Annotated in this window: 30 protein-coding genes and 1 other RNA gene; 12 read left to right on the forward strand and 19 right to left on the reverse strand. The window is 62.6% G+C overall.

Going from position 1 to position 24,728, the window contains the following annotated elements:
- Positions 1 to 102: 102 nt before the first annotated feature.
- The 3 genes from CO731_RS07055 to ssrS form a co-directional block, all read right to left on the reverse strand.
- Positions 103 to 927 (reverse strand): YmdB family metallophosphoesterase, encoded by an 825-nt coding sequence (locus CO731_RS07055; protein WP_108606559.1) that lies wholly within the window; start codon positions 925 to 927, stop codon positions 103 to 105.
- A gap of 8 nt (positions 928 to 935) precedes the next feature.
- Positions 936 to 1,523: a 5-formyltetrahydrofolate cyclo-ligase gene (locus tag CO731_RS07060; RefSeq protein ID WP_108606560.1), complete on the reverse strand. Its 588-nt coding sequence runs from the start codon at positions 1,521 to 1,523 to the stop codon at positions 936 to 938.
- Between the two features lie 89 nt (positions 1,524 to 1,612).
- Positions 1,613 to 1,768: non-coding RNA, 6S RNA (ssrS, locus tag CO731_RS07065), on the reverse strand.
- Positions 1,769 to 2,112: 344 nt separating this feature from the next.
- Between ssrS and CO731_RS07075 the strand changes: the two genes are divergently transcribed.
- Positions 2,113 to 2,952, forward strand: a complete 840-nt coding sequence (locus CO731_RS07075; RefSeq protein WP_108606562.1) for a MoxR family ATPase — start codon at positions 2,113 to 2,115, stop codon at positions 2,950 to 2,952.
- A gap of 268 nt (positions 2,953 to 3,220) precedes the next feature.
- On the forward strand, positions 3,221 to 3,667 hold the full coding sequence (locus CO731_RS07080) for a GNAT family N-acetyltransferase (protein WP_108609679.1): 447 nt from the start codon (positions 3,221 to 3,223) through the stop codon (positions 3,665 to 3,667).
- 39 nt (positions 3,668 to 3,706) lie between these two features.
- Here CO731_RS07080 and CO731_RS07085 read toward each other — a convergent pair whose 3' ends face one another.
- Positions 3,707 to 4,792, reverse strand: coding sequence for a GH25 family lysozyme (locus CO731_RS07085; protein WP_108606563.1), 1,086 nt, complete (start codon positions 4,790 to 4,792; stop codon positions 3,707 to 3,709).
- 228 nt (positions 4,793 to 5,020) lie between these two features.
- On the opposite strand from CO731_RS07085, the gene CO731_RS07090 reads away from it, so the two are divergent.
- Positions 5,021 to 6,211 carry a VWA domain-containing protein gene (locus CO731_RS07090; RefSeq protein WP_108606564.1) on the forward strand — a complete coding sequence of 397 codons (1,191 nt, stop codon included), beginning with the start codon at positions 5,021 to 5,023 and terminating at the stop codon, positions 6,209 to 6,211.
- A gap of 97 nt (positions 6,212 to 6,308) precedes the next feature.
- Positions 6,309 to 6,713: a peptide-methionine (R)-S-oxide reductase MsrB gene (gene msrB, locus CO731_RS07095; RefSeq protein WP_108606565.1), complete on the forward strand. Its 405-nt coding sequence runs from the start codon at positions 6,309 to 6,311 to the stop codon at positions 6,711 to 6,713.
- 92 nt (positions 6,714 to 6,805) lie between these two features.
- Here msrB and CO731_RS07100 read toward each other — a convergent pair whose 3' ends face one another.
- The 4 genes from CO731_RS07100 to CO731_RS07115 all read right to left on the reverse strand — a co-directional run bounded on the left by CO731_RS07100 (position 6,806) and on the right by CO731_RS07115 (position 8,757).
- Entirely contained in the window at positions 6,806 to 7,168 is a 363-nt protein-coding gene (locus CO731_RS07100; protein ID WP_108606566.1) for a hypothetical protein, read from the reverse strand.
- A 72-nt stretch (positions 7,169 to 7,240) separates the two neighbouring features.
- Positions 7,241 to 7,501 (reverse strand): DUF2312 domain-containing protein, encoded by a 261-nt coding sequence (locus CO731_RS07105; protein ID WP_108606567.1) that lies wholly within the window; start codon positions 7,499 to 7,501, stop codon positions 7,241 to 7,243.
- Between the two features lie 138 nt (positions 7,502 to 7,639).
- On the reverse strand, positions 7,640 to 7,948 hold the full coding sequence (locus CO731_RS07110; RefSeq protein WP_108609680.1) for a DUF1244 domain-containing protein: 309 nt from the start codon (positions 7,946 to 7,948) through the stop codon (positions 7,640 to 7,642).
- Positions 7,949 to 7,959: 11 nt separating this feature from the next.
- The gene (locus CO731_RS07115; RefSeq protein WP_108609681.1) at positions 7,960 to 8,757 is read right to left on the reverse strand and encodes an N-formylglutamate amidohydrolase; all 798 of its coding nucleotides are present in this window, start codon (positions 8,755 to 8,757) and stop codon (positions 7,960 to 7,962) included.
- Between the two features lie 318 nt (positions 8,758 to 9,075).
- Here CO731_RS07115 and CO731_RS07120 point away from each other — a divergent pair, with 318 nt between their 5' ends.
- On the forward strand, positions 9,076 to 9,489 hold the full coding sequence (locus tag CO731_RS07120; protein ID WP_245439794.1) for a DUF1036 domain-containing protein: 414 nt from the start codon (positions 9,076 to 9,078) through the stop codon (positions 9,487 to 9,489).
- The gene (gene pyk, locus CO731_RS07125; RefSeq protein WP_108606569.1) at positions 9,486 to 10,922 is read left to right on the forward strand and encodes a pyruvate kinase; all 1,437 of its coding nucleotides are present in this window, start codon (positions 9,486 to 9,488) and stop codon (positions 10,920 to 10,922) included. The genes CO731_RS07120 and pyk overlap by 4 nt, the downstream gene beginning before the upstream one ends.
- Before the next feature lie 85 nt (positions 10,923 to 11,007).
- On the opposite strand, the gene CO731_RS07130 is transcribed toward pyk, so the two are convergent.
- The 3 genes from CO731_RS07130 to ykgO all read right to left on the reverse strand — a co-directional run bounded on the left by CO731_RS07130 (position 11,008) and on the right by ykgO (position 13,003).
- Positions 11,008 to 12,066, reverse strand: a complete 1,059-nt coding sequence (locus tag CO731_RS07130) for an alpha/beta hydrolase (protein ID WP_108606570.1) — start codon at positions 12,064 to 12,066, stop codon at positions 11,008 to 11,010.
- 150 nt (positions 12,067 to 12,216) lie between these two features.
- Complete coding sequence (locus CO731_RS07135) at positions 12,217 to 12,798, reverse strand: hypothetical protein (RefSeq protein WP_108606571.1); 582 nt, start codon at positions 12,796 to 12,798, stop codon at positions 12,217 to 12,219.
- 79 nt (positions 12,799 to 12,877) lie between these two features.
- Positions 12,878 to 13,003: a type B 50S ribosomal protein L36 gene (gene ykgO, locus CO731_RS07140; protein WP_108606572.1), complete on the reverse strand. Its 126-nt coding sequence runs from the start codon at positions 13,001 to 13,003 to the stop codon at positions 12,878 to 12,880.
- A 243-nt stretch (positions 13,004 to 13,246) separates the two neighbouring features.
- Here ykgO and CO731_RS07145 point away from each other — a divergent pair, with 243 nt between their 5' ends.
- A complete protein-coding gene (locus CO731_RS07145; RefSeq protein WP_108609682.1) occupies positions 13,247 to 13,654 on the forward strand; it encodes a lysozyme inhibitor LprI family protein in 408 nt (135 codons plus the stop codon).
- Between the two features lie 7 nt (positions 13,655 to 13,661).
- On the opposite strand, the gene CO731_RS07150 is transcribed toward CO731_RS07145, so the two are convergent.
- The 3 genes from CO731_RS07150 to CO731_RS07160 form a co-directional block, all read right to left on the reverse strand.
- On the reverse strand, positions 13,662 to 14,744 hold the full coding sequence (locus tag CO731_RS07150) for a 5-(carboxyamino)imidazole ribonucleotide synthase (protein WP_108606573.1): 1,083 nt from the start codon (positions 14,742 to 14,744) through the stop codon (positions 13,662 to 13,664).
- Positions 14,741 to 15,205, reverse strand: a complete 465-nt coding sequence (gene purE / locus CO731_RS07155) for a 5-(carboxyamino)imidazole ribonucleotide mutase (protein ID WP_183262853.1) — start codon at positions 15,203 to 15,205, stop codon at positions 14,741 to 14,743. Before purE ends, CO731_RS07150 begins: the two co-directional genes overlap by 4 nt.
- A 119-nt stretch (positions 15,206 to 15,324) precedes the next feature.
- A complete protein-coding gene (locus CO731_RS07160; RefSeq protein WP_108606574.1) occupies positions 15,325 to 15,528 on the reverse strand; it encodes a DUF465 domain-containing protein in 204 nt (67 codons plus the stop codon).
- Positions 15,529 to 15,764: 236 nt separating this feature from the next.
- Here CO731_RS07160 and CO731_RS07165 point away from each other — a divergent pair, with 236 nt between their 5' ends.
- Positions 15,765 to 15,944: a YdcH family protein gene (locus tag CO731_RS07165; protein WP_055974385.1), complete on the forward strand. Its 180-nt coding sequence runs from the start codon at positions 15,765 to 15,767 to the stop codon at positions 15,942 to 15,944.
- Between the two features lie 177 nt (positions 15,945 to 16,121).
- Here the strand turns inward: CO731_RS07165 and CO731_RS07170 are convergent, their stop codons facing one another.
- The 3 genes from CO731_RS07170 to CO731_RS07180 all read right to left on the reverse strand — a co-directional run bounded on the left by CO731_RS07170 (position 16,122) and on the right by CO731_RS07180 (position 17,992).
- Complete coding sequence (locus tag CO731_RS07170; protein ID WP_108606575.1) at positions 16,122 to 16,385, reverse strand: metalloregulator ArsR/SmtB family transcription factor; 264 nt, start codon at positions 16,383 to 16,385, stop codon at positions 16,122 to 16,124.
- 86 nt (positions 16,386 to 16,471) lie between these two features.
- Positions 16,472 to 17,725, reverse strand: a complete 1,254-nt coding sequence (locus CO731_RS07175; protein WP_108606576.1) for an MFS transporter — start codon at positions 17,723 to 17,725, stop codon at positions 16,472 to 16,474.
- Positions 17,726 to 17,797: 72 nt separating this feature from the next.
- The gene (locus CO731_RS07180) at positions 17,798 to 17,992 is read right to left on the reverse strand and encodes a DUF1192 domain-containing protein (protein WP_108606577.1); all 195 of its coding nucleotides are present in this window, start codon (positions 17,990 to 17,992) and stop codon (positions 17,798 to 17,800) included.
- Between the two features lie 115 nt (positions 17,993 to 18,107).
- Between CO731_RS07180 and CO731_RS07185 the strand changes: the two genes are divergently transcribed.
- Positions 18,108 to 19,118, forward strand: coding sequence for an NAD(P)H-quinone oxidoreductase (locus CO731_RS07185; RefSeq protein WP_108606578.1), 1,011 nt, complete (start codon positions 18,108 to 18,110; stop codon positions 19,116 to 19,118).
- Between the two features lie 270 nt (positions 19,119 to 19,388).
- Here the strand turns inward: CO731_RS07185 and CO731_RS28625 are convergent, their stop codons facing one another.
- Together CO731_RS28625 and CO731_RS07195 are read right to left on the reverse strand one after the other, a co-directional pair.
- The gene (locus CO731_RS28625) at positions 19,389 to 20,531 is read right to left on the reverse strand and encodes a DUF6666 family protein (protein WP_159091580.1); all 1,143 of its coding nucleotides are present in this window, start codon (positions 20,529 to 20,531) and stop codon (positions 19,389 to 19,391) included.
- Positions 20,532 to 20,751: 220 nt separating this feature from the next.
- The gene (locus CO731_RS07195) at positions 20,752 to 21,048 is read right to left on the reverse strand and encodes a hypothetical protein (protein ID WP_108606580.1); all 297 of its coding nucleotides are present in this window, start codon (positions 21,046 to 21,048) and stop codon (positions 20,752 to 20,754) included.
- Between the two features lie 909 nt (positions 21,049 to 21,957).
- On the opposite strand from CO731_RS07195, the gene CO731_RS07200 reads away from it, so the two are divergent.
- The 3 genes from CO731_RS07200 to CO731_RS07210 all read left to right on the forward strand — a co-directional run bounded on the left by CO731_RS07200 (position 21,958) and on the right by CO731_RS07210 (position 24,605).
- The gene (locus CO731_RS07200; protein WP_245439659.1) at positions 21,958 to 22,653 is read left to right on the forward strand and encodes a hypothetical protein; all 696 of its coding nucleotides are present in this window, start codon (positions 21,958 to 21,960) and stop codon (positions 22,651 to 22,653) included.
- A gap of 76 nt (positions 22,654 to 22,729) precedes the next feature.
- Positions 22,730 to 24,046: a hypothetical protein gene (locus tag CO731_RS07205; protein ID WP_108606582.1), complete on the forward strand. Its 1,317-nt coding sequence runs from the start codon at positions 22,730 to 22,732 to the stop codon at positions 24,044 to 24,046.
- A 4-nt stretch (positions 24,047 to 24,050) separates the two neighbouring features.
- Entirely contained in the window at positions 24,051 to 24,605 is a 555-nt protein-coding gene (locus CO731_RS07210; RefSeq protein WP_245439661.1) for a hypothetical protein, read from the forward strand.
- The last annotated feature ends 123 nt before the right edge of the window (positions 24,606 to 24,728 follow it).

Below are 24,728 nucleotides of genomic sequence, written 5' to 3' on the forward strand. Positions count from 1 at the left end.
GTTGGAGCGGCTTTTGCGCGGTCTACCGGTTCGCGCAAAGGCCGCTCTAACATTTGCTGACGTGTTGCGGGCAAGTAAGTATCCACCGGCCCCTCGTCAATGTCAGGACCAGAAGGAAGGCGCGGTTTCTTCGAGCCGCGGGCCGCGGCGCAGAGGGGCGATCCGCTCGGCGAGGCCGGTGCGGTCGGAGATGTCGAGGCCGACGCCGCAGATCGTCGCCGGCCCGTTGGCCGCCTCGAACCTGCCTTTCGGCACCTTGGAGAGGAATCGGTTGAGCGGCTCCTCCTTGTCCATGCCGAGCGAGGAATCGTAGTCCCCGCACATGCCGGCGTCGGTCAGGTAGGCGGTGCCGCCGTTGAGGATCTGGTGGTCGGCGGTCGGCTGGTGGGTGTGCGTGCCGACGACGAGGCTGGCGCGGCCGTCGACGAAATGGGCGAAGCACATCTTCTCGCTCGTCGCCTCGGCGTGGAAGTCGATCACCACCGCGTCGGCCTGCTCGCCGAGCGGGCAGGCGGCCAGCTCGCGCTCGCCGGCCTGGAACGGATCGTCGAGCTCGGGGTGCATGAACACCCGGCCCATGATGTTGGACACCAGCACGCGGGCGCCGTTCTTGGCGATGTAGAGCCCCGAGCCGCGGCCGGGCGTGCCCTTGGGAAAATTCGCCGGCCGCAGGAAGCGGTCCTCGCGCGGCGCAAAGGCCAGCGCCTCGCGCTGGTCCCAGACATGGTTGCCGGTGGTCACGACGTCGGCGCCGGCATTGATGGTCTCGCGGAAGATCTCCTCGGTGATGCCGAAGCCGCCGGCGGCGTTCTCGCCGTTGACGATGACGAAATCGAGCCGGAAATCCGAGATCAGGCCGGGCAATTGCGCCCACACCGCCGTACGGCCCGCCTTGCCCACCATGTCGCCCAGAAAAAGAAGTCTCATGAAATCATCTACAATTCAGGGGCGAAGCGACGCAACCCGCTTTCGGTCAGTATTTCGGGGATGATGACGTCATGGTTCTCGTCGGGAACACGCTCGACTTCCTGGCAGTCGAAGGCGATGCCGATCAGCCTGGGCTCGATGCCCTTGTCCTGCAGCTTGGCGATCGCCCGGTCGTAGTAACCCGCGCCATAGCCGATGCGGTGGCCGCGCGCGTCGAAGGCGGCCAGCGGCACCAGCATGATCTGCGGGTCGAGCACCTCGGCCTCCTCATGCGGCCCGACGGTGCCAAAACCCATGTCGACCATCGGCGCGCCGCGCACCAGTTCGCGGAAGACGATGGTGTGCTTGTCGAGGATCGCCGGCAGGCACAGCCGGGCGCCATGCTCACGCAGGGCAAACATCATCGGACGCACGTCGACCTCGGAGCGCATCGGCCAGAAGCCGGAAACGATGGTGCCGGGCTCGAACTGGATGTTGTCGCGGGCGGTCTCGGCCATCTCCAGCGACGCCTCGATGCGCCAGAACTCGTCGAGCCTGTCGCGACGGGCCAGCGCTTCCTTGCGCAGTTGCTTCTTGATCTCGCGGTGGGAAGTCATGCGGAGGGCAGCCGGTTCGTTTCGTTGCCCGTGTTTCGCATATCGGCAACAGTGGCTGCAAGCAGCTATCGTTTGCCCAAAAGGAGAGGTGACGATCCACACGACCGGTGGAGAAGTCGATCCCGGAGACCTACAAAGTAGGTGGGCGCCGTGTGAAAAGACCCACGGGTCTTCCCAGGGACAGCTCCCTAAGGATCGTTAAGGCCCCGGGGAAAATGCTCTCCTGCCGGGAAGTGCAGACCGTCCAGACCAATATAGGCGCTGTGGCGGCGATGCGCCATGGCAATGGGGCCGTTGAGGCAACGATATTTGGGGGCAGGATGAGTCTGGACCGTAGCTGAAGCCGCAACATCACGGCATGGAGTGGCACGAGAAGGGTCCAATGCCAACCGCCACCTCGGAGATTGGCGGCAACGCCTATGCGTTCGTCATCCTCGGGCGGAGCAGGAGCGAAGCGAAGTGCGGATACCCGGGGATCCATGCCGTGACACTGAAGTCGCTCGGCGGTGCAGAATACTGCCGCTCCCATCAGGCTTGCGCGCACTAGCTCTGCTCCTTAGGGTCGCCGCGATAGTTACGAGGAATTCGCATGCGTTTTGAAGGTACGTCGGCCTATGTCGCCGACAAGGATCTGATGGTGGCGGTCAATGCGGCGATCGCGCTGGAGCGGCCGCTGCTGGTCAAGGGCGAGCCCGGCACCGGCAAGACCGAGCTTGCCCGCCAGGTGGCGGCCGGCCTCGGCCTCGAAATGATCGAATGGAACGTCAAGTCGACCACCAAGGCGCAGCAGGGCCTTTACGAATACGATGCGGTTTCGCGCCTGCGCGACAGCCAGCTCGGCGACGGCCGCTTCAACGACATCAAGAACTACATCAAGCGCGGCAAGCTGTGGGACGCCTTTGCGGCCGGCAGGAAGGTCGTGCTGCTGATCGACGAGATTGACAAGGCCGACATCGAGTTCCCCAACGACCTGTTGCAGGAACTCGATCGCATGGAGTTCTTCGTCTACGAGACCGGCGAGACGATCCGCGCCGACGTGCGCCCCATCGTCATCATCACCTCGAACAACGAGAAGGAACTACCCGACGCCTTCCTGCGGCGCTGCTTCTTCCACTACATCCGCTTCCCCGACGTCGACACGCTGCACAAGATCGTCGAGGTGCATTATCCCGGCATCAAGCAGAACCTGGTGCGCGCGGCACTGACCCAGTTCTACGAGATCCGCGACGTGGCCGGCCTCAAGAAGAAACCGTCGACTTCCGAGGCGCTCGACTGGATCCGCCTGCTCGTCGCCGACGATGTGGCGCCGGAAGATCTGCGCGCCGACCCCAAGAACGCGCTGCCCAAGCTGCACGGCGCATTGCTCAAGAACGAGCAGGACGTGCATCTGTTCGAGCGCCTCGCGTTCATGGCCAGACGGCAGGGGTGATCTGAAAGATCATGCGTTGCAGGTACCCCCACCCCTAACCCCTCCCCACAAGGGGGAGGGGGATTCTTGTCCACGACCGGCCAGCTCTGGCCATCGTAGTGGTGCGAAGGGTGCCTGTTAGTTCCCCTCCCCCTTGTGGGGAGGGGTTAGGGGTGGGGGTATACCCCGCGTAGACTCGGCCAGCGCATTTCCGTCCTGTGGACCGTTGGCCGCGCAGCTCCGCTCGGGCAGTTTGCCGCGCAATCAACCAATCACCGAAGGCAAAGCCATGACCGACATCGCCATTCGCCCGCTTCAGCTCGCCGACCATGCCGAATGGCGCCGGTTGTGGACCGCCTATCTCGATTTCTACAACACAGTGCTTCCCGAGAATATCTACGAGCTCGCCTGGAAGCGCCTGTTCACTGCAGGCGAGTTCGAGCCCAAGGGCCTGATCGCCATCGTCGACGGCAAGGCGGTCGGGCTGACGCATTACCTCTACCACCGCTCGGGCTGGTCCGAGGCCAACAACTGCTACCTGCAGGATCTGTTCGCCGATCCCGCATCGCGAGGCAAGGGAGTCGGTGCCGCCCTGATCGAGGCGGTCAGGCAGGAGGCGGCGAAGATCGGTGTCACCAATGTCTACTGGATGACCCACGAGACCAACGCCACGGCGCGCAAGCTCTATGACCGCGTCGCCCGCCGCACCGGTTTCATCGAATACGACCTGCTCTAGGATTCAGCGGGCGCTGAGCGGCCGCTTCAGGCGGCCGTTTCAGCCCGCTGACCTCGACACCCACCGGTGCCAGTCGCTGGCGCTGCCGCGGAAGACGTTGAGGTCGATCTTGCCTTCGACGCCATGCGACAGGCCCGAGCCCGAATACTGCCAGAACACCCACTTGCGGCCGGGATAGACCTTGGACGGGGGCTCGGCGACGGCGCGGAGCCAGAACGGATAGTCCAGGAACTCGCCGCGGAGGTTATCGCGGTAGAAGTCGGGCGCGGTGTAGATGATGGGGCGCTGGCCGTAGTGGCGCTCCAGCTTGTCCATGAAGACCTGCATCTTCTCCAGCGTCTTTGCACGCGACAGCCGGCGCTTGCAGCTCGACTCGCCATTGTATTCGACGTCGATAACCGGCGGCAGCGCGCCGGCGACCTTCGGCACGTTGCGGATGAACCAGTCGGCCTGCTCGCCGGCGGTGCGGCACCAATAGAAGAAATGATAGGCGCCCCGGCGCAGGCCGGCGGCTTCGGCGGCGCGCCAGTTCTTCTTGAACATCGGGTCGAGATGGTCGCCGCCGTCGGTCGCCTTGATGTAGGCGAAGTTGGCGCCTTGCGTGCGCAGCTTCGGCCAGTCGATTTCGCCCTGCCAGCGCGAGACGTCGACGCCGTGGACGGCAAAATTCCTGGGCGACGCGGCCTTGCCGAAATTGATCGGCTTGGCGTCGCGGAAGCGGCGGCCGTAGATCTGGCCCGGCGCAAAGGGCGTGGCCTTCATCGGGTTGGACGGAGCGATCAGCGCGATCGGCTTGGTGTCGGGTGTTGGAACGGTGTCGAGTTCGATCCGCGGTGCCGCCATAGCCACCTGCACCGGCTCTTCGGTCATCATTGCCGCCGGCACGGATGGCGCCACCAGGACACCAGCCTGCGGGACCGGTGCCGACATGGCCTGCTGGACCGGCATGGAAGGCGCGGCTACGGCGATGTCCGCCTGTGGGACCGGGCTCGCCGGGCGGGCGACCGAAGCGGTCGTTTCCTTCGACGGGGCAGACGACATGATGTCGCTGAGCCCCATGCTCGAGGTACAGCCGGCCAAGGCCAGGCTGGCGAGAACGATCGCTGACGCCGCTGAGAAACGCATAGGTACCCGTACGCAAGAACAACTCGGATCGGAGGCAGACTCGCCCCCGCTTCCCCACTGACGGCAATTGCTAACGGGAAATTACCAAGAAAGACTGAATCCGATTTTTACTTTAATTAGATTTTGGGTGTTGCAGACATGCCAAGGCGCCGATGCCAGCGATTGCTGGACACGGCTGCGGCATCGGCGGACTTGCCTGTGGGATCGCGCCGAAGCAAAGTGCCCGGCATGTTCATACCCTTCTTCCTCGAACTCAAGGCGGCCAAGGTTCCGGTGTCGCTGCGGGAATATCTGGCGCTGCTCGAGGCGCTCGACGCCGATCTCGTCAGCTATGACGTCGAGGGCTTCTATTATCTCGCCCGTGCCGCACTGGTGAAGGACGAGCGCCATATCGACCGCTTCGACAAAGTCTTTTCGCATTATTTCAAGGGCGTAGAGGCGGTGTCGGGCGAGGGTGGCGTCGATGTCGCCAACATTCCCGAGGAATGGCTGCGGCGGCTGGCCGAAAAGACCCTTAGCGACGAGGAGAAAAAGCTGGTCGAGGCGCTCGGTGGCTTCGAAAAGCTGATGGAGACGCTGAAGCAGCGGCTGGAGGAGCAGAAGGGTCGCCATCAGGGCGGGTCCAAATGGATCGGCACCGCCGGCACCTCGCCCTTCGGCGCCTATGGCTACAATCCCGAGGGCGTGCGCATCGGGCAGGAGACGAGCCGCCATCGCCGCGCAGTCAAGGTGTGGGACAAGCGCGAGTTCCGCAATTTCGACGATTCGGTCGAGCTCGGCACGCGCAATATCAAGGTTGCACTCAAGCGTTTGCGCCGCTGGGTGCGCGAGGGCGCCGAGGAAGAGCTCGACCTGCCCGGCACCATCCACGCCACCGCCGACCACGGCTATCTCGACGTCAAGACGCGGCCCGAGCGGCGCAACGCGGTCAAGCTTTTGATGTTCTTCGACGTCGGCGGTTCGATGGACGACCATATCAAGGTCGTGGAGGAGCTGTTCTCGGCGGCGCGCGTCGAGTTCCGCCAACTCGAATATTTCTACTTCCATAATTGCCTCTATGAAGGCGTCTGGAAGGACAACCGGCGCCGCCATGCCGAGGTCCTGCCGACGCTCGACGTGCTCCACAAATACGGCCACGACTACAAGGTGATTTTCGTCGGCGACGCCTCGATGAGCCCCTACGAGATCGCCTATGCAGGCGGCTCGGTCGAGCACTGGAACCCCGAACCGGGTGCCGCGTGGCTGCGCCGCGTGCTTGACCAGTGGCCAAATGCCGTCTGGCTCAACCCAACGCAGGAAAAGCACTGGGGCTACACCAGCTCGATCAAGATGATTTCGGAGATATTTGCCAACCGCATGTACCCACTGACGCTGGCCGGGCTCGAAGCGGCAACGAAACAGCTGTCGCGCAAACACTGATCCGGCTCACCATGAAGTGATGCCCTGTCAGGCGGTGCCTCTCGTAACTATCTGTGCGAAGAACGCGATCAAGAAAAACAAGCCCGGGAGACCCTGAATGGACGCCAAGACCTATCCCGTCACCCGCACCGACGCCGAGTGGCGCGCGATGCTGACCCCCGAGCAGTACCAGGTGATGCGCAACCACGGCACCGAGCGGCCGGGCAGCTGCGCGCTGCTTCATGAGAAGCGTGCCGGCACCTTCACCTGCGCCGGCTGCGACCAGCCGCTGTTCGAATCCAAGCTCAAGTTCGAGAGCGGCACCGGCTGGCCGAGCTTCAACGATCCTGTCGAGGGGTCGGTCGAAAACACCGTCGACCGCAGCTACGGCATGGTGCGGACGGAATGTCATTGCGCGCGCTGTGGCAGCCATCTCGGCCACGTCTTCCCCGACGGTCCGCCGCCGACCGGCCTGCGCTATTGCATCAACGGCGTGGCGCTGAATTTCAAGCCGGCAGCCTGATCCCCAGAGCGTTTCCGCTTATCTTCGAATCGCGAAAACGCTTTGACGCAATTCCGGATGGAAAACCGCTTCGCACATTTCCTGGGCTTGCTCTAGAGCAGGCTGGCCAGGATGATCCACACGGTGGCGCCGAGCTTCACCGTGTTGGCGTTGTGGTTGGCGCTGACGTCGGCGGTGCGCAGCACGCTGCCATAGAGGAAAAGATTGTAGGGCAGGGGCAGCAGATGGACTGCCACGGCAAGCAAGGCCGAGCCCTTGGCCGCCAGGATGGCGAGCGCGACGATCGTCGTGGCGACGTTGATCAGGCTGCCGACGGTGACCATGTCGCGCCAGAACAGCTGGCCGAGCGGCATCTCGCCATGCCAGCGACGCGAAAAGAACGCCGCCAGGCCATTCGGCCCGGCTCGTGCCGGACCGGTATTGTCGGAAGGATGGAACTGCCCTGTACCTGTCATCGCTCATGACCTCGCACCGCCTTTGACCGGCGAACGGTGCCACCCGAAGCTTCGGGATCGGGCAGCCAGCTATCACACCATGCCGAGGGCAGCTTTGTACAGGTCGAGGATCGCCTCGGCCTCGTCGCGCTCGGCCTGGTCCTGCTTGCGCAGGCGGATCAGCGTGCGGACAGCCTTGGTGTCGAAGCCGGTGCCCTTGGCCTCGGCATAGACGTCCTTGATGTCGTCGGAGATCGTCTTCTTTTCTTCCTCAAGCCGCTCGATGCGCTCGATGAAGGCGCGCAACTGGCCGGCGGCAACGGTCTGGCTGGTATCGGTGATTTCGTCGGCCATGGGGCACTCCGCAAATTGTGACTGGGAAAAGCGCGACTCGGCGCGCCAAGGGAATTTCGGCGGTTTCGATGCCTGATGATGAGGGGAGGGTCAAGGGTACGCGGGAGCGCAGCTGACACGACCCTGCGGAAATATCGGTCAGTGATCGCGCGGGCGGCTGGCCTCGAAAGCGGCCTTCTGCGCGTCGGTGGCCTCGCGCTGGTGCTTGGCCTGCCATTCGGCATAAGGCATGCCGTAGACGATCTCGCGCGAGGCGTCCTTGGACAGCTCGACGCCGGCCTCGGCAGCCGCGTCGCGATACCAGTTGGACAGGCAATTGCGGCAGAATCCGGCGAGATTCATCATGTCGATGTTCTGCACGTCGGAACGCTCGCTCAGGTGCTGGAGCAACCGGCGGAAGGCTGCGGCCTCGAATTCGCGCTGCTGCGCTTCGCTGAGTTCGGCCATCTGGTCCTCCATCACAGCGGCCCGGTGCGCGAGCCGAATTGTCTGACTTCATGTATATCGGGGCGGCGGTTGATCGCGTCAATGATCGGCGCCAGCCGCCCGGCCCAATCCGTCGTTCCGGCCTCGTCGCCGATCAGGTCCTGCCGGATCTCGATCAGCGCATGGGCAAAGCCGTTGACGATGGCGTGGCGGAACATGGTGTCGCCGCGCAGCGCCCCGTCATAGGGCTCGTTGTCGCCGACCACCAGCGCCTTGTCCTCGGCCAGCATCTCGATCAGCGGCCAGGCGGCGCGGTGGTCCATGTCCCACAACACGCCGGCGTGCCAAGGCCTGGCGCGCCCCTGCATGACGGGCGTGAAGGAATGCACCGACAAGATGAAGGGCGCGGTGCCGGTCTGCTGGTGGACCGAGGCGACCATGGCGCCGACCGCGTCGTGATAGGGCCGGTAGAAATTGTCGAGCCGGCGCGCGCGCTCCTCCTCAGACATCGGATAATTGCCCGGGATGACCGAGCCGTCATAGAGCTGGCGGATCAGTGTCGGGTCGTCCTCGCCGCGGTTGGGGTCGATCAGCAGGCGCGAAAAGTTGGCGAGGACCGCCGGCGCGCCCATGATCGCGGCAAGCTTGCGGGTCACCTGTTCGGCGCCGATGTCGTAGGCGATGTGGCGCTCGAACTCCTCGGGCGGCAGGCCGAGATCGCCATATTCCTGCGGCAGGTCGCGCCTGGCATGGTCGCACAGAAGGACGATGCCCCTGCTGCGGTCGCCTTCGATGATCTCGAAAGGGGCAAAGATTGCGGTTCGCGTCATCGGCGGCAATTTGTCCTTCGGCACGGCTTGGGTGTAGTTTCGCGCCCGTCCCTGATGTGGGGATATGTGCTAACGCCGTTGTTTTGCCAACCTTTTTTCGAATATGCCAGATGAGGCAGCAAATCACCGCGGCTGAGCGCACCTAAATCGATTGGATAAGCGCGCAGCCACGCGTTGACATGCGCCCGCACATTGCCGAAAAGGGCTCCAGAAATGCAGAAATCGTCGAAGAGGGGCTTGGGGATGGAACTTGCCGGGAGGCCGCGGACACGCTCAGCCCTGGCATCGCTCTTCCTTTTTCTCTCCGTTCCACTGTTTATGGCCGTTGCGGCCACGCCGGCACGCGCCGACTTCAGGGTCTGCAACGCGACCCAGAGCCTGGTCGGAGTCGGCATCGGCTACCGCGCCAAGGCGGGCTGGATCACCGAAGGCTGGTGGCATATCGAAGGTTCCACCTGCAAGACGCTGATCGAGGGGCCGCTGTCATCGAGGTTTTATTATCTCTATGCAGAAGATGCCGAGCGCGGCGGACGCTGGGATGGCCCGATCAACATGTGCGTGGCTGAAAAAGAATTCAAGATCGCCGGCGTCACCGACTGCGTAGCGCGCGGCTTCCAGCGCGCCGGCTTCCAGGAATACGACACGGGCGAACAGGCGAACTGGATGGTCCAGCTCACCGACGAGCCCGCAACGGGCGGCCCAACGGCCGCCTCGGGAACGAACGGTCAATGAGACGTAGCCGCAAGGTCAAGATACTCGCAACACTCGGTCCCGCCTCGTCCGACGAGGCGATGATCCGCAAGCTCTTCGATGCGGGCGCAGACGTCTTCCGCATCAATATGAGCCATACCGACCACGATTCGATGCGCACGCTCGTCGGCCGCATCCGGTCGGTCGAAGAGGCGGTCGGCCGTCCGATCGGCATTCTCGCCGACCTGCAGGGCCCGAAGCTCCGCGTCGGCAAGTTCGCCAATGGCAAGGAAGAGCTGACGGTCGGCCAGACCTTCACCCTCGACGACAATGCCGACCTGGGCACCTCGGCACGCGTGCACCTGCCGCATCCCGAGATCCTCAAGTCGGTGCAGGAAGGCCATCGCCTGCTGATCGACGACGGCAAGCTCGAGCTTAGGGCAGTGAAGACCGACGGCAAGTCGATCGTCTGCACGGTCGTTGCCGGCAACAAGATTTCCGACAAGAAGGGCGTCAGCCTGCCCGACACTGACCTGCCGGTAGGCGCGCTGACCGAGAAGGACCGCAAGGACCTCGACGCCGTGCTCGAGACAGGCGTCGACTGGGTCGCGCTGTCGTTCATCCAGCGCCCGGAGGATCTCGCCGAAGCGCGCAAGATCGCGCAAGGGCGCGCATTGCTGCTGTCGAAGATCGAAAAGCCGCAGGCGGTCGCCCGCCTGGCCGAGATCATCGAGCTGTCCGATGCCCTGATGGTCGCCCGCGGCGACCTCGGCGTCGAGATGCCGATCGAATCGGTGCCTGGCATCCAGAAGCAGATCACCCGTGCCGCGCGCCGCGCCGGCAAGCCGGTGGTGGTTGCCACCCAGATGCTGGAATCGATGATCACCGCGCCGGTGCCGACCCGCGCCGAGGTCTCAGACGTGGCGACCGCCGTGTTCGAAGGCGCCGACGCGATCATGCTGTCGGCCGAATCGGCCGCCGGGCAGTATCCGGTCGAGTCGGTGGCAACGATGAACCGCATCGCCGAGCGCGTCGAAAAGGACCCGACCTATCCCGGCATCATCAACGCCCAGCGCTCGCAGCCGGAGGCGACCGGCGCCGACGCGATCTCGCTTGCGGCGCGTGAAATCGCCGAGACGCTGAAGCTGTCGGCGATCATCACCTACACGGCATCCGGCACCACGGGCCTGCGCGCGGCGCGCGAACGGCCGCAGGTGCCGATCATCGCGCTGTCGCCGATCCTGGCCACGGCACGCCGCCTGTCGATGCTGTGGGGCACGCATTGCGTGGTCTCGCCGGATGCCGTCGATCTCGACGACATGGTCGACCGCGCCTGCAACGTCGCCTTCAACGAGGGTTTTGCCGCTGGCGGCGACCGCGTCATCATCACGGCCGGCGTGCCGCTCAGGACGCCGGGCTCGACCAACATGCTGCGCATTGCCTATGTCGGGCCGGAAGGCAAAGGCAGCAGGTAAGGTTACAGCGAATAGGGAGTAGCGATTAGCGAATAGGGCATTGCACGACTGCGCGTGCGGGGTCTTGTTCGCTATTCGCTATTCGCTATTCGCTATTCGCGGGCGCCTTCTCATCCCAACACACACCCGTCCCGAAATCGTCACCCGTAATGCGCGCTTCGACAGCGCGTGACAGTGCCTGCAGGTCGCGCGGCTGGCCGGCGAGTTTTTCGACGGCCGCCACCACCAGATCGGGTGCCACCCAGTCCGGCTTGTGGCCGAGGTTCTTCACCCACACCAGTTCGGCAGCGGGAATGTCGCGCGCCAGCCCGATCGAATGGATCTCCTCATAGACGACCGTGTCGTGGTCGCCGGAGATCACCACCGTCGGCGCCTCGATCGTGGGATAACGCGGCGCGGCCACCAGCACGTGGCGGTACAGGCCTTCGACGTCGATGGCGTTTGCACGGAAAGCTCTCGGTCGCAGCACCAGCTTGATCGCGGCGTCGTCGACATAGAGGTCCGGCACCTTGTTGGGCGAGAAGACGCAGGTGGTTGCGGCACCGATGCGCATCAGCCCGGCCGGATTGGCGATCGTTTCCGCGAAGGCGCGGCCGACCACCGGCAAGGCGCTCAAGCTGTAATACCAGGAGGTGCCGCCGCCCGGCCAGGGGTGGGTCGCCGCTGACAGGAACAGCAGGCCACGTGTTTTTTCCGGGTGCTCCAGCGCAAACGTCGCCGCTATCGAACCGCCGAACGAATGGCCGACGATGATCGCGTCCTTGATGCCGAGGCGATCCATCAGGGCCGCGATGGTGGCGGCCTGCCCTTGCTGCGTCTCATTGTTGCCAGGCCCGCGGCCGGACCAGCCATGGCCGGGGCGATCGAAGAACAGCATCTCGGCGCGGCCTTCGAATTGCGGCCTGAGCGGCAGCATCTGGTCCTTCAGGTTGGCGCTGGCGCCATGGATGAAGACCAGCGGCGGCAGGTCGCCGCCGGCAGGTGCCGGCACATTCACGTAGTGGATGATCGCGCCATCGATATCGACGAAACTGCCCACGGGCGGATTTCGCCGTTCGATCAGCCACGATGCGACGCGGGTTGCGCCGGCAAGCGCAAGGAACAGCGCAAGCAGCAGTGCCAGGATGAAGGTGAGGATGTTCATGCGGGATGGGGGTGGGTCAGCGGAATAGCGAGTAGCGAGTATGGAGAAGGGACAAAATGAGTAGAGAACCGAGAGCAGTTGAGTGTGCTCCCTGGTGCGGCAACCGCCAAGCCTGTTTCTACTCGCTATTCCTACTCCCTATTCGCTTCTTCAGATGCCTTCGCCGGCGAGTTCTTCCGACAGTCGCGACACCTCGTTCTGGGCGTTGCGCAGCATCGGGTAGATGTCGAGAACGCGCTGCCATGCCTGCAGCGCCAACTCGTTGCGACCGGTGGTCGCCATGATCTGCGCCATGCCGGACAGGGCGCCGAAATGGCGTGGCTCGAGCTCCAGCGTGCGTTCGATGTCGGCCATCGACTTGCGATAGTTCTGCATCAGGAAATGCACGGTGGCGCGCCGGTTCCAGCCCTCGGCGTATTTGGGCTGCAGCGTCACCACTTGGTCGAGGAAATCGAGCGCGACGTCGAATTTCTTGGCCTCGACCGCCTGCTGCGCCCATTGCATCATCAGATCGACTGAGGCGCTGCCTGACTTGTACCAGGCTTCCCAGATGCGGCTGGCGAGGCGCTCGGCAGCCTTCTCGTTGCGCTCGCGCTTGAGATCGGAAAACAGCGTGTCGAGCTGGTTGTCAGCCTTGGCTACGATTGGAGCGCCGGCGTTCTCGGCAAACGCCTGCTGCGGCTGGGTTGTCGCCAGTAAGGCCAGGGTAAAAAAGGCAAAAACGTTCCGCATGCGGAAATTCTAGACCCCCGCATGGGAACGTCAAACTGAAATTGCCGTGATGCGCCGGCCGCGTGCGGCCGGGCTACAATCAGCCCTGGCGAGCTTTGTAGCGCGGGGCGGTCTTGTTGATGATGTAGATGCGGCCCTTGCGACGAACCAGCTGGCAGTCACGATGGCGAGCCTTGAGCGCCTTGAGCGAATTCTTGATCTTCATGTCACTAACCCGTCGGATGGGCCCATCAACGGGCCGAAACTAAAAGCGCGCCAAAAGAGCGCGCCCAATTCGTGTGAGAGGCTCTTAGACGAGGAGTCATTGCCAGTCAACCGCGGGCAGGCTTGGTGTGGCGGTTTGATTTGGCTTTTGTCGACATGCGGTCGCATCGCGCCTTCGCGCCGGGACTTGCCAGCGGCCAGCATCGCTGGAATCGTCCGTTCGTTCAAGCAAATGGAGGGTTGGATGCGGCTTTTGATTCTGTCGATATCAGTAGCAAGCTCGATGATGGCGTCCGCTGCTTTCGCCGAGGAATGCGACCGCAACGACCAGACCCAGACCGGGATGAACATCTGTGCCGGCTCGGACTTTGCTGCGTCCGACGCCAAACTCAACGCTGCGTATGGCGATATCATGAAACGCCTGTCCGAGAGCGCCGACGCTCGCAAGCTGCTGCAGGATTCGCAGCGGAGCTGGATCGCCTTCCGCGACGCCGAATGCAAGTTCGCGTCCTCCGGCGTCGAGGGCGGGTCGATCTATCCGATGATGCAGGCCGGATGCCTGCAGGGCTTGACCGACGCGCGTGTTGCCCAGCTTGGCGCCTACCTCAAATGCGAAGAGGGCGACCTGAGCTGTCCGGTGCCGGCGCAGTAGTGCCCGGCTAGCGGCGTGGTAGAAGCCGCGTGAAGTGGCCCATCTTGCGGCCGGGGCGTGCCTCGGCCTTGCCGTAGAGGTGCACGGCGACGTCCGGTTCGGCCAGCAGGGCCGGGACCTTGGCGATGTCGTCGCCGATCAGGTTTTCCATGACGCAGTCGGAATGGCGGTTGGCATCGCCGAGCGGCAGGCCGGCAACGGCGCGGATATGCTGCTCGAACTGGGAAACCACGCAGGCTGCCTCGGTCCAGTGTCCTGAATTGTGCACGCGTGGGGCCATTTCGTTGGCAAGCAGGGAGCCGTCGGCCAGCACGAAGAATTCGACGCCGATGACGCCGACATAATCGAGCGCGGCGAGGATTTTTCGCGCGGCGTCGCGCGCAGCTTCCGCCGTGTCGTCGCGGATCGCGGCTGGCACCGTCGAACTGGCCAGGATGCCGTTGCCGTGCACGTTTTCGGCGGGGTCGAAGGCGGCGATGCTGCCATCGGTGCCGCGCGCGGCGATCACCGAGATCTCGCGTTCGAAAGGCACGAAGGATTCGAGGACCAGCGGCACGTTGCCGAGTGAGGCGCAGGCACCGTCGAAGCCGCCCGTGGTCATGTTGCGGAAGACCATCTGGCCTTTGCCGTCGTAGCCCATGCGGCAAGTCTTCAGGATTCCGCTGCCGTCGAATGCCTGCAGGGCAGCGGCCAGGTCCTGGTCGTTATCCACAGGCACGAAGCGGGCTGTGGATATCCCGATGCCGTTGAGGAAGGTCTTTTCGACCAGGCGGTCCTGCGCCACTTCCAGTGCCCGTGCCGGCGGATAGACCGCGACGGTCTTCGCCAGGTGCTCCGCGGCCACGACGGGCACGTTCTCGAACTCGTAGGTGACGACGGCGCTTTCGCGGGCCAGTTCGTCGAGGGCGGCGGGATCGTCATAGGCGGCGACGATCTGGCGATTGGCAACCTGGGCCGCCGGGCAATCGGCCTGCGGCTCGAGGATCACGGTGCGGTAGCCCAGCCGGGCCGCGGCCATGGCCAGCATGCGGCCAAGCTGGCCGCCGCCGATGATGCCGATGGTGGAGCCTGTGGGGAGGGGGGCGCTCACGCGTCGTCCGTCGGCTGTTCGGCGACCCTTGCGGTCTGGGCGGCGCGCCACTCTTCGAGTCGCGTCGCCAGGGCGTCGTCGGAAAGGGCAAGAACGGCCGCTGCAAGCAGTGCCGCATTGGCGGCCCCGGCCTTGCCGATGGCAAGCGTGCCGACGGGGATGCCGGCCGGCATCTGGACGATGGAGAGCAGCGAATCCTGCCCCGACAGCGCCTTTGATTCGACCGGCACGCCGAACACCGGCAACGAGGTCATGGCCGCCGTCATTCCGGGGAGATGGGCAGCGCCGCCGGCACCCGCGATGATGACGCGGAAACCGGCCGCCTTGGCACCCTTGGCGAATTCGTAGAGGCGATCGGGGGTGCGGTGGGCCGAGACGATGCGCGCTTCGTAGGAAACGGCCAGCACGTCGAGCAACTCGGCGGCATGGCGCATGGTCGCCCAGTCAGACTGGCTACCCATGATGATGGCGACGTCGACCCTGTCCTTGCTCACGCGCGGCACCCCTTGCTCGATAGGCAGCGCTTAGCGGAAATGAGGAGCAATCGCAACCAAACCCCGGCAGCCCTCTGCCAGGAGTTTCAGGCAATTATGTCCGGGATGATCCGGTCTTCGATCTGGACGATCTTGTCCTTGAGAACCAGCTTCTTCTTTTTCATCCGCTGGATCTGCAACGGGTCGCAGCCCATCGCGATCATCGCGTTGATCGCCGCATCAAAATCGGCATGGTCCTGCTTCAAGCGTGCAAACTCGAGACGAACCTCGGCTTGTTCCTGTTCCGACATGTCTACCGTCTGCAAACTCACTGGCGCACCCGGGGCGCTCCTAAGGCGGGGTCGGCGACCCCTTGTCACCGGCGCGATGCCCTTATCACATTTCACGCTGACGGGAAATGCTACCACACTTTATTCGACATCGCAGATCGGGGGTGGCAGACTGTCATGGTTCCGTCACAGAGCGCTGTCTGCGGTGGGCACGCTTGTGCGGTGCATCGAGGAAACCATGAAAGGGAGAACCAATCATGTCTCTTGCTTCCCATCTTGAAGAGCTTCAGCGCAAACATGGCGACGTCGAGCGTCAGCTCGACGAAGCGATGAACCATCCATCCATGGACGACCTGCAAATCGTAGCGCTGAAGCGTCGCAAGCTGGCTCTCAAGGACGAGATTGAAAAGCTGAGAGTGGACCCGACCCAGCACTAGCCCACGGTCGCGGTCTCAACTTAGTGGCCCACTCTTTCGGCACGGGCCAGATAGCCGGCGGCGAATCACCCTCGCCGCCGGAACAGGGTGATTGGCTGTATTTTGTGGGCTTTTGCGGGTTCGGGGTGACAAGATCTCGCCCGGCACGCGAGCCGGTGCCAGTCCAGCCGTTCCGGCTCAAGCGTCCCAGAATTGGTCAAGCCAGATATTGAGCTTCCTGAAGCCGGTGGCACTGACCGCGTAGACACGGCGCGTGCCTTCGGCGCGGGCGCTGACCAGCCCGGCATCGAGAAGCACCTTGAGATGCTGCGACACGGCCGGCCGCGAGACCGGCAGGCCGGCTGCGAGTTCGCTGACGGTCTTGGGACCGCGACGCAATTCTTCCAGCAGATGGCGCCGGTTGGCATCCGATATGGCCAGGAAGGAGGCGTCAGCTGTCATGGCTCCTTTGTGCCGCAACATCGGCGGAATCTCAACTGTTGGTCGCGGCTGCTGCCCCAATGCCCGCGTCTGCCCAGGCGTGGCTGTCAGGGCAGGGTTTCGGGTTCGTCCTTCTGGCGTGGATCGAGCCGCAGCGATTCGGGTGTCGCCGAGCGGTCGGCCGGCTGGGTCTTGAAGGCTTCGCGATCCTCGATCGGAACCGGCGCGCGGCGCTTGATGCGCAGTGCGGTGTAGCCGGCCAGCGCGAAATGCGCCGCAGCCGTGGCGAGGAACAGCGCCTCCGGCCGCATCATATCCATCAGGCCGGCGCCGAGCATCGGACCGACCATGGTGCCGAAGCCGTAGAGCAGCAGCAGGCCGCCCGAGACCTTGACGAAATCCTCCGGCTTGGCGTGGTCGTTAGCGTGTGCCACCGCCAGCGAATAGAGCGTGTAGGCGAAGGCGCCGTAGCAGGCGGTCATGGCGATGACGAATGGCCCGGAGCGCGGCGCCACCAAGAAGATCAGCACCGCCGCCACCGCCGAGGCGAGCGAGGCGCCGATCAGCACGTAGCGGCGGTCGGTGCGGTCGGAGATCTTGCCGATCGGGATCTGCAGGGCGGCACCGGCGATCACCACCAGGCTCATCATCAGCGCGATTTCGGGCGTCGAGATGCCGACGCGCGCGCCGTAGACGGCACCCAGCGTGCCCCAGTCGCCATTGGCGACGCCGATCAGGAAACACGCGACCGAGGCGACCGGCGAGTTGGCGTAGAGCCCCTTGATGTCGAGCGAGACGTCCTGCAGCGGCTTGGGGTGGGCGGCACTCGAGACCGCCGTCGGGATCAGCGATAGGCAGAACAGGATGCCGGTGACCATGAACAGCGAGGCGCTGGTGACGTCGCCGCCTGCGACCATCATCTGGCCGGCCATGATCGAGGCGTAGGTGACCATCATGTAGAGGCCGAAGACGGTGCCGCGGTTCTCGTTGGTGGCGCGCTCGTTGAGCCAGCTCTCGATGACCATGAAGGCGCCGGCCATGGCAAAACCGGTGAAGGCGCGCAGCGCGATCCAGACATATTCGTTGACGATCAGGCCGGTGAGCAGCGCGATGATCGCAGCCGACGCGGCAAAGGTGCCGAAGGCGCGGACATGGCCGGCTCGGCGGACGACGCGCGGGGCAAAATAGCAGCCGGCAACGAAACCCCCGGCCCAGGCGGTGCCCATCAGGCCGAGTGCCGTGGTCGAAAAGCCCTCTTCCTGGCCGCGCAGGGGAAGCAGCAGGCCGTGCAGGCCCGACGCGGCGAGCAGGAAGGCGGTGCCGCGAAGCAGCGAGAGGATCGGCCTGTAGGTTGCGAGCATCGAACTGTCCCACCAAGAATCAAGAGCGCTAGGTCGACCGCCCCTTTGGGGCTTTTCGGCGACGGCAAGATGTCAGCCGCGCTTGAACAGCGCCTCGGCGGCCGATTTCGTCGAACCCTTGGCGGAAAGCTCGGCCTCGAGCCGGCCGATCTCGGCGCGCAGGGCTAAGATGCGCTCGTTGAGCTCGCCGACCGAAAGCAAAGACAGGTCCTGGCCGATCTCGTGGACGGTCTTTTTCTTCTTCGGCTCGTCGTCGAACAGCGCCATCTCGCTCTCCTTGATCTCCAGTCAGGCGTTTGCCTGATTTGCCAATCAGAATACATAGTGCGGTCAACCACATGTAAAGTCCGGGGCGCACCGGACCAGCGGAGACCGAAAAGACATGGCCAACGTTGCCAAGCTTCCAGACAAGATGCTCGCGGTGGCGATCACGCAGCCCGGGGGGCCGCGCGTGCTCAAGGCGGAAAAGCGCGACCTGCCCGAGCTTGGCGCCGGCGAGATCCTGATCCGGGTACATGCGGCCGGCGTCAACCGGCCCGACGTGCAGCAGCGCAAGGGTGCGTACCCCGCACCGCCCGGCGCGTCCGACCTGCCCGGGCTCGAAGTGTCGGGCGAGGTGGCGGCGTTGGGCGAGGGTGCCAGCCGCTTCCGCATCGGCGACGCGGTCTGCGCGCTGACGCCGGGCGGCGGCTATGCCGAATACGCCAAGGTGCACGAAACCAACGCGCTGCCCGTGCCCACCGGCTTCACCTTCACCGAGGCCGCGGCGGTGCCGGAAACCTTCTTCACCGTCTGGCACAACGTGTTCGAGCGCGGCGCGCTCAAGGCGGGCGAGACGCTGCTCATCCATGGCGGCTCGTCGGGCATCGGCACCACCGCGATCCAGCTCGCCTCGGCCTTCGGCGCCTATGTCATTGCCACCGCAGGCTCGGAGGAAAAGTGTGCTGCTTGTCTCAAGCTCGGGGCCGACCGCGCGATCAATTACAAAACGGAAGAATTCGTCCAGGCGGTGAAGGACGCCACTGACGGCAAGGGCGCCAATGTCATCCTCGACATGGTCGGCGGCGACTATGTCGGCCGCAACTACCATGCTGCGGCGGTCGACGGACGCATCGTGCAGATCGCGACGCAGGGCGGGGCGGTGGCAAGTGCCGATTTCTCAAGGCTGATGGTCAAGAGGCTGACCCATACCGGCTCGACGCTGAGGCCGCGCACCACCGAGTTCAAGGCGGGCATCGCCGCGGCCCTCGAAGCCCAGGTGTGGCCGTTGCTGGCCGTCCGCCGCGTCGCACCCGTGATGGACATGATCTTCCCGCTCAAGGAAGCCTGGCGGGCGCATGAGCGCATGGAAGAGGGCGAGCACATCGGCAAGATCGTGCTGGATGTCGGGTGAGTTTTCTTCTCCCTCCCCCTTGTGGGGAGGGCCGGGGTGGGTTTTTTTCCCCGGCGCTCCAAGAGTACCCCCACCCTTTATCCCTCCCCACAAGGGGGAGGGAGGTCGCGCGCCAGTCGTGAAGCTTTCCCGCCCCGCGCCCTCGCGGTTCGACAGGCTCGCCATGCGGGCTACTGAATCGCGGATACGCAATCACCAGCAGCACTGATGGGCTGTTGATGATGTTTGGCGGCTATTGAGGCCTGAACCCAAAGGCCTGCAGCGTCCTCGCTAGTCAGTGATGAGGAACGACCTGTTGCTGGCCACGTCGAGCAAGGGCAGTTCCTTGTTACCGGTGACACTCTTGCTCGCCGCGTTGCCGCCAAAGTAGTAGGCAATGCCGACAGAGGCGTTGAACTGCTCCTGGCCTGAGCCAAGTGGGCCGGAGGGAGTGCGCGGCGCCACATAGTTGGCGCTGGCAAACGTCGACCAGTTGTCGCTCAGCGGTACTTTACCAACCACGCCGAATTGCCATTTGGCGATGTCTTCGTCGTCGAAGATGCCGTAGTAGGCCATGACCTCGCCGCCGAAATCGAAGTTGTGCTTTACGTAGACATTCTTCTGGTTCATCGCACGAATTGTCGTGAGAAGGCTAGGAGCGCCGGCCACAGTGACCGCAGCCCGGTCAGTGTTCACGCCATACGTGCCCCACACGCCGACCTCGGTCGATTCGCTCAGCGCGACCCCAAGAGTGCCGCGGACTTGACCCAGGCTAATGTCGCTTGCGTTGACGCCCCAACGTTCGGCCTGGAAGCCGTCGTATACGACGCCCAAGCTCAGCCGATCTGCTATCGACGGGTTTTCTGTCGACATGTCGCCGCGCTTGTAGAAACCCGCCGTGTAAAACACTTGCCGTTCAAGGGCGGTGGCATCCGGGACGATACGGAGACGACCCTTGAAGTCATAGATGCCGATGCTGGCGCCGGCCTGGACTCCGAAGGTTGACTCGCCGAAGCTCAAGCCGCTGTTGAAGCCGGCTACGCCGCCGAAGCTGCCAGTAAGTGCTCCGGTCCCGCCGTTGATGTTCGTAATCCGCTCGCCAAGTGACTTGTAAGCATCGGCACTGGCCCAAACGTAGGTGCCGGAAAGAAAACCGGCTACCGGGCCGTCGGAAGTCTCTGATGAAGCTTGCTGCTGACGAGACGCTTCTTTTGCCTGCGTCCCAGAGCCAGACGTGTTTGCTACCGCAGTTCCAAACAACTTTTGTTGGTCGGCTTCACTGATATTGTATTTTTCGACAACTGCCTGTTGTTCTGGGGTGAGAGTGGCTGCGTTTGCAGCGTCAATCACGCCTGTTAAGGCGATAGTTACGACCAGTGGGCGGGCCATCCCGGCCGCTGCGTATCGACCTGCGGCCGCCAGAATGCTGTTCATGTGCCAACCCCTCCCTGAATCCCCAACCAACGGTTAAACACGCGAGGGTTCGTTGGAAAGCGGAGAACCCGCCCCACCAAGAAGAGTTACAGGGTGTGGCGAAAATGCTACACAGCTGATAGAAGAGCGCCGGGCGAGGAGGCCTGAGACGCCGCGCGCCTCTTGTCCCCAGCGGGGAGAAGGTGGCCCGAAGGGCCGGATGAGGGGGGCTTGCCAATCGTCACCGCCAGCCATTGGCGAGTTGCAGGACAAACAGGAGCATGCCCTCGATGCGGCGGTCGGCGGCGCGGCTGAGCGGCACCGGGCAGAAGCCGGCGCGGCCGAATTCGGTCGGCGAGGCGCGGCAGCGACCGAAATTGCGGCATTCGCGGCGCTGGCACTTCAAATGCGCGCCCTCCATGGTGGCGGCGATGCTGACGGCGAGAACGAGTGCGTTGTGCATGGAATAGGGCAGGCGGCCGTAGCCCGGCAGCGGCGGGTCGATGATTTCGATCTCTTGCTTGCGTTTCCTCGACATGACGATGTCTCCGGTTGGCGGCCCGCGCGGGTCTTTTTGGGCGCGGGCAAGGTGGTTGGGGAAAATCTGGGCGCACAAAAGTGTCCCGCGCCGATGAAGCCGGGATTGGGAACCGGACGCATGGCCTTGCGTCTCTCAGATGCTAGTGCGTGACGCGCAGCCATGCGTCCGCCAGCGCCGCTCAGTCGCCTCGGCTTTCACCGTCAGCCGCCGCAAGGCCCGGGCTTGGGGGCTCATCACCCAGCAGGGGCACCGTATCCCCCGCCAGCCCGGACGCCGTCGCCCTCCCCAGGCATCCGGTTCATGACCCGGGTTCCCTGAGGGCGATGGAGGGATTATCGCTGAGGTGCGAAGGGGTGTGGAAAAGAAAATTTTTACTACCAACATGGCGCAGTTGGAGTTCTCGGAAAGACTTAGCCTTTTCAAGGTCTTGCGGTGGGCAGGAAAGTTGAAATAACGCCGAAAGCGTGGAAAATTATTCCACGTCTTGCCTATCGTGCCTGTGGTGCGCTCATCGCCTACTCGCGGCTAGGGCCATAGTTGCCCTTCTTGACAGGAGGGACGTGAAAACTAGTCGCAGTCAAAAATCCATGTGCAATAGATGCTGACGAGCGGCTATTTGCCTAGATTCACTCGCGAAAAACAACTCAAGATGATCGTCCGGTTCTTGTTGGGTGATTCTTGCGCTGCATCTTTTGTAAACAACCTTCTCACGCATCAAAGAGTGTTGAACACATTGTACCTCACTCCTTCGGGAATAGGCGTGCCATTCTCCCGAGAGGCATCGTTTGCGATCAATGCAACAATTACTTTGCCCGCAAGATCGAGCAGCCCCTTCTTGCCGACCGCTCGTTTCGCAATCTACGGGCTTGGTATCAGGTGCCTAACAGGCGCGGACGCCCGCCGTCTTTGCACGGATTTCTTGCCGGTACAGAAGTTGAGATCGGCCTCCGGCTCAAGGATGGAGGTGTCGAAATCCAGCCAGAGCGCGAAGGCCAATCCGAGGAATTTTTCCACTGCCTGCGTGAAGACGAAAAGGCAGGGCGGCCGACAGCGTTTCTATTTGAGCGACCGATCGATCCGCCCAAAAAACTCATGTCGAGACTGCTCGCTAAGATGGCCTTGGAACTGCTCAGTCTTCGATTTCTTCACGATCCACAGCTGATCGACAAATTGATCGAAGATGATCATTGGGAGAGAATTCGGCGATGGGCTAGGCACGGCGACAATTTTGACGATTGGCCCTATGCCAATCGTATCGTGTTTCCCGAGGAAACGCTCATGCGCCACCCCGACACCGATGCATGGGTCCAAGCTGGCTATAGCCTCGATTTGTTCGTGACAAAACGAAGAGAAACCTACTTGGCCTTCATTATCTACGGCCACGAGTTCGTCATCAATACGGGCGGCCCTTCAGTGAAGGGATATGAGGAATGGCTGGAACAAAAGCGAGGCATCAGCCCGCTCGTTGAACGTCTCGGTATGCGTCTCGATATCGACGTTAGTACCTTGCCGTCCACAGCTTACCTCATCGGGGATGCCAAGATAGCAGCTGGAATAGAGTTCGATCGCGCACAAGGTATAGAGGGCCTAACAGGACCTTGATCGACTATCAAAAGGGCATTGCAGAAGGTCTAAGTTGGTTCATAAAGTATTATCATATAATAATTTGGGGTGCCTCATGGCCTATCGGCTGCTACTCGTAGATACCTTGCTGATTAACCGGGCCAACGACCGGCATGGTGAACTGGAAAATGAGACGGCAGCGCTCGCGTGGCTTTTCAACAATCGCGAGGCGCATATGAAAGCGCTCGCGCGGGATATCGTTGAAGCCGGCGAGATTTACGAGCCGCCTCTTGTTTCACCGAAAGGCGAAAAGTTCATCGTGTTCGACGGCAACAGGCGCGTTACCTGCCTGAAAGTCATCGAAGACCCGCGCCGTGCACCCAATGCTGAACTCCAAGCGTACTTTTCCGCTCTAAAGGCAAAATGGAACGGAAGCTTCCCCGACCGGATCATGTGCCAGGTCGAGCCTAATCGAGATCGCCTCGACGATATCCTGTTCCGCAGACATACGGGCACCCAATCTGGTGTGGGTGAGAGCACTTGGGACGACCGGATGAAGGCGAATTTCGTTAACCGCACGGGAAAAGGCAATGCGGTAAGTGTTGCTGACGAAGTTGAGCGCCGTCTCTTAGCCGCCAACATGATGCCGGGCCGCCGAAAATTGCCGCGCTCGACCGTGAATCGCCTGCTGTCCTCAGAGGCGTTTCGCAACCGCGTTGGCTTCAGCATTAATCGAGGCCGCTTTGAATTTACTCATCAAGAGCCCGTCGTACTCAAGGCGCTACAACGAATTGTCGATGATCTAGCTCGCCGCGAAACCGTCCTTGGTGATATCTGGGACGTCGATGGGAAGCGCGCCTACCTCGACAACCTTGAGTCAGAGGGCTTGCTCCCGAGCGTAAAGAACAGCTTGATTAGGCCAAAACCGAAGGCCGCCCCTCATTTGCCTTCAATCGCTACCGCAACTCCGCGCCCGACGCCGCCGCCTACCCCCACACGACGCGTCAACCTTATTGCCCGGACCGACTATGGAATCGCATGGCCAGGTCGACTCCAGCGACATCGCGCAATCTGGGAAGAGCTGCAATTCCACCTCGTTCTTTCCGATCACCCCAACGCGATTTCAACTCTGTTTCGCGTGTTGCTTGACCTCTCAATCGAGAATTACATCGACCAAGCCAAGCTCAGCGTCGGCCCGAACGACAAGCTGGCTCTCCGTGCGCTGAAAGTCGCTGAAGACCTACACCACAAGGGAAAAATCGACGCGAAGTATCTGGGTGAGATCAAGAAATTTCAGCACGCTGATCGGCTGATTTCAGCCGACACACTCCATCGCTACGTTCATTCGCCAGATTTTGCTCCATCGCCCGACCACCTGACCGCCCTTTGGGATGCGTTGGCCACATTCATAGTCTATTGTTTGAAGGCTTGAAGCCGTGCAGCGTAAACCTCTGACAGCAAGTACGGTCAAAGACTTCATGGAACCACGCAGTGATCTCGAGGTCATACGCATTCACTATTGCTATCGGATTGGCTCTACATTTGTGAATCTGGCGCTGATGGAAGACGCGATCATCAATGCTATGTCCATGTGTGATCGCATCAAAGTAGCCGGAATACTCGGGACGGACGCGCCAACATGGGAGCGTATGCAGCAGAAAAACGACAAGCTCAAAAGCTCGACCCTAGGTAGCCTGATTGCGATCTTAGCCAAGCACAGCATCCTAGACACCGACCTAGCGTATCTGCGATGGGTCAAGGAGAAGCGTGATTTCTTCATCCATCGCTTTTTTCACGTGCACTATTGGCCAGGCGAACTCCACGAAGAGTCGATCACAATCATGTGTCGCCGACTGCTTTATCTCGAAACTACGTTCTCTCGTGCCAGTCATCGGATTTGGAAGATTTTTAGAAATGCTGGCCTTGTTACATACGTCGACCTTGGCAAAGATGGCGCCTTGCTGATGAATCCTGGCTTATTTGATGAATAGACGTCGAACTGGAATGTCGATCATTGGCGTGAATGTCCTCACTAGGCGTCTGTAGATCCCTGCCTCCTCACTTTCAGGTCAACCACTCCTTCGCCTATGGTGGCGCCGAACCACTTGGTGCCC

This window comes from Aminobacter sp. MSH1 (assembly GCF_003071665.1).
Taxonomy (GTDB): domain Bacteria; phylum Pseudomonadota; class Alphaproteobacteria; order Rhizobiales; family Rhizobiaceae; genus Aminobacter; species Aminobacter niigataensis.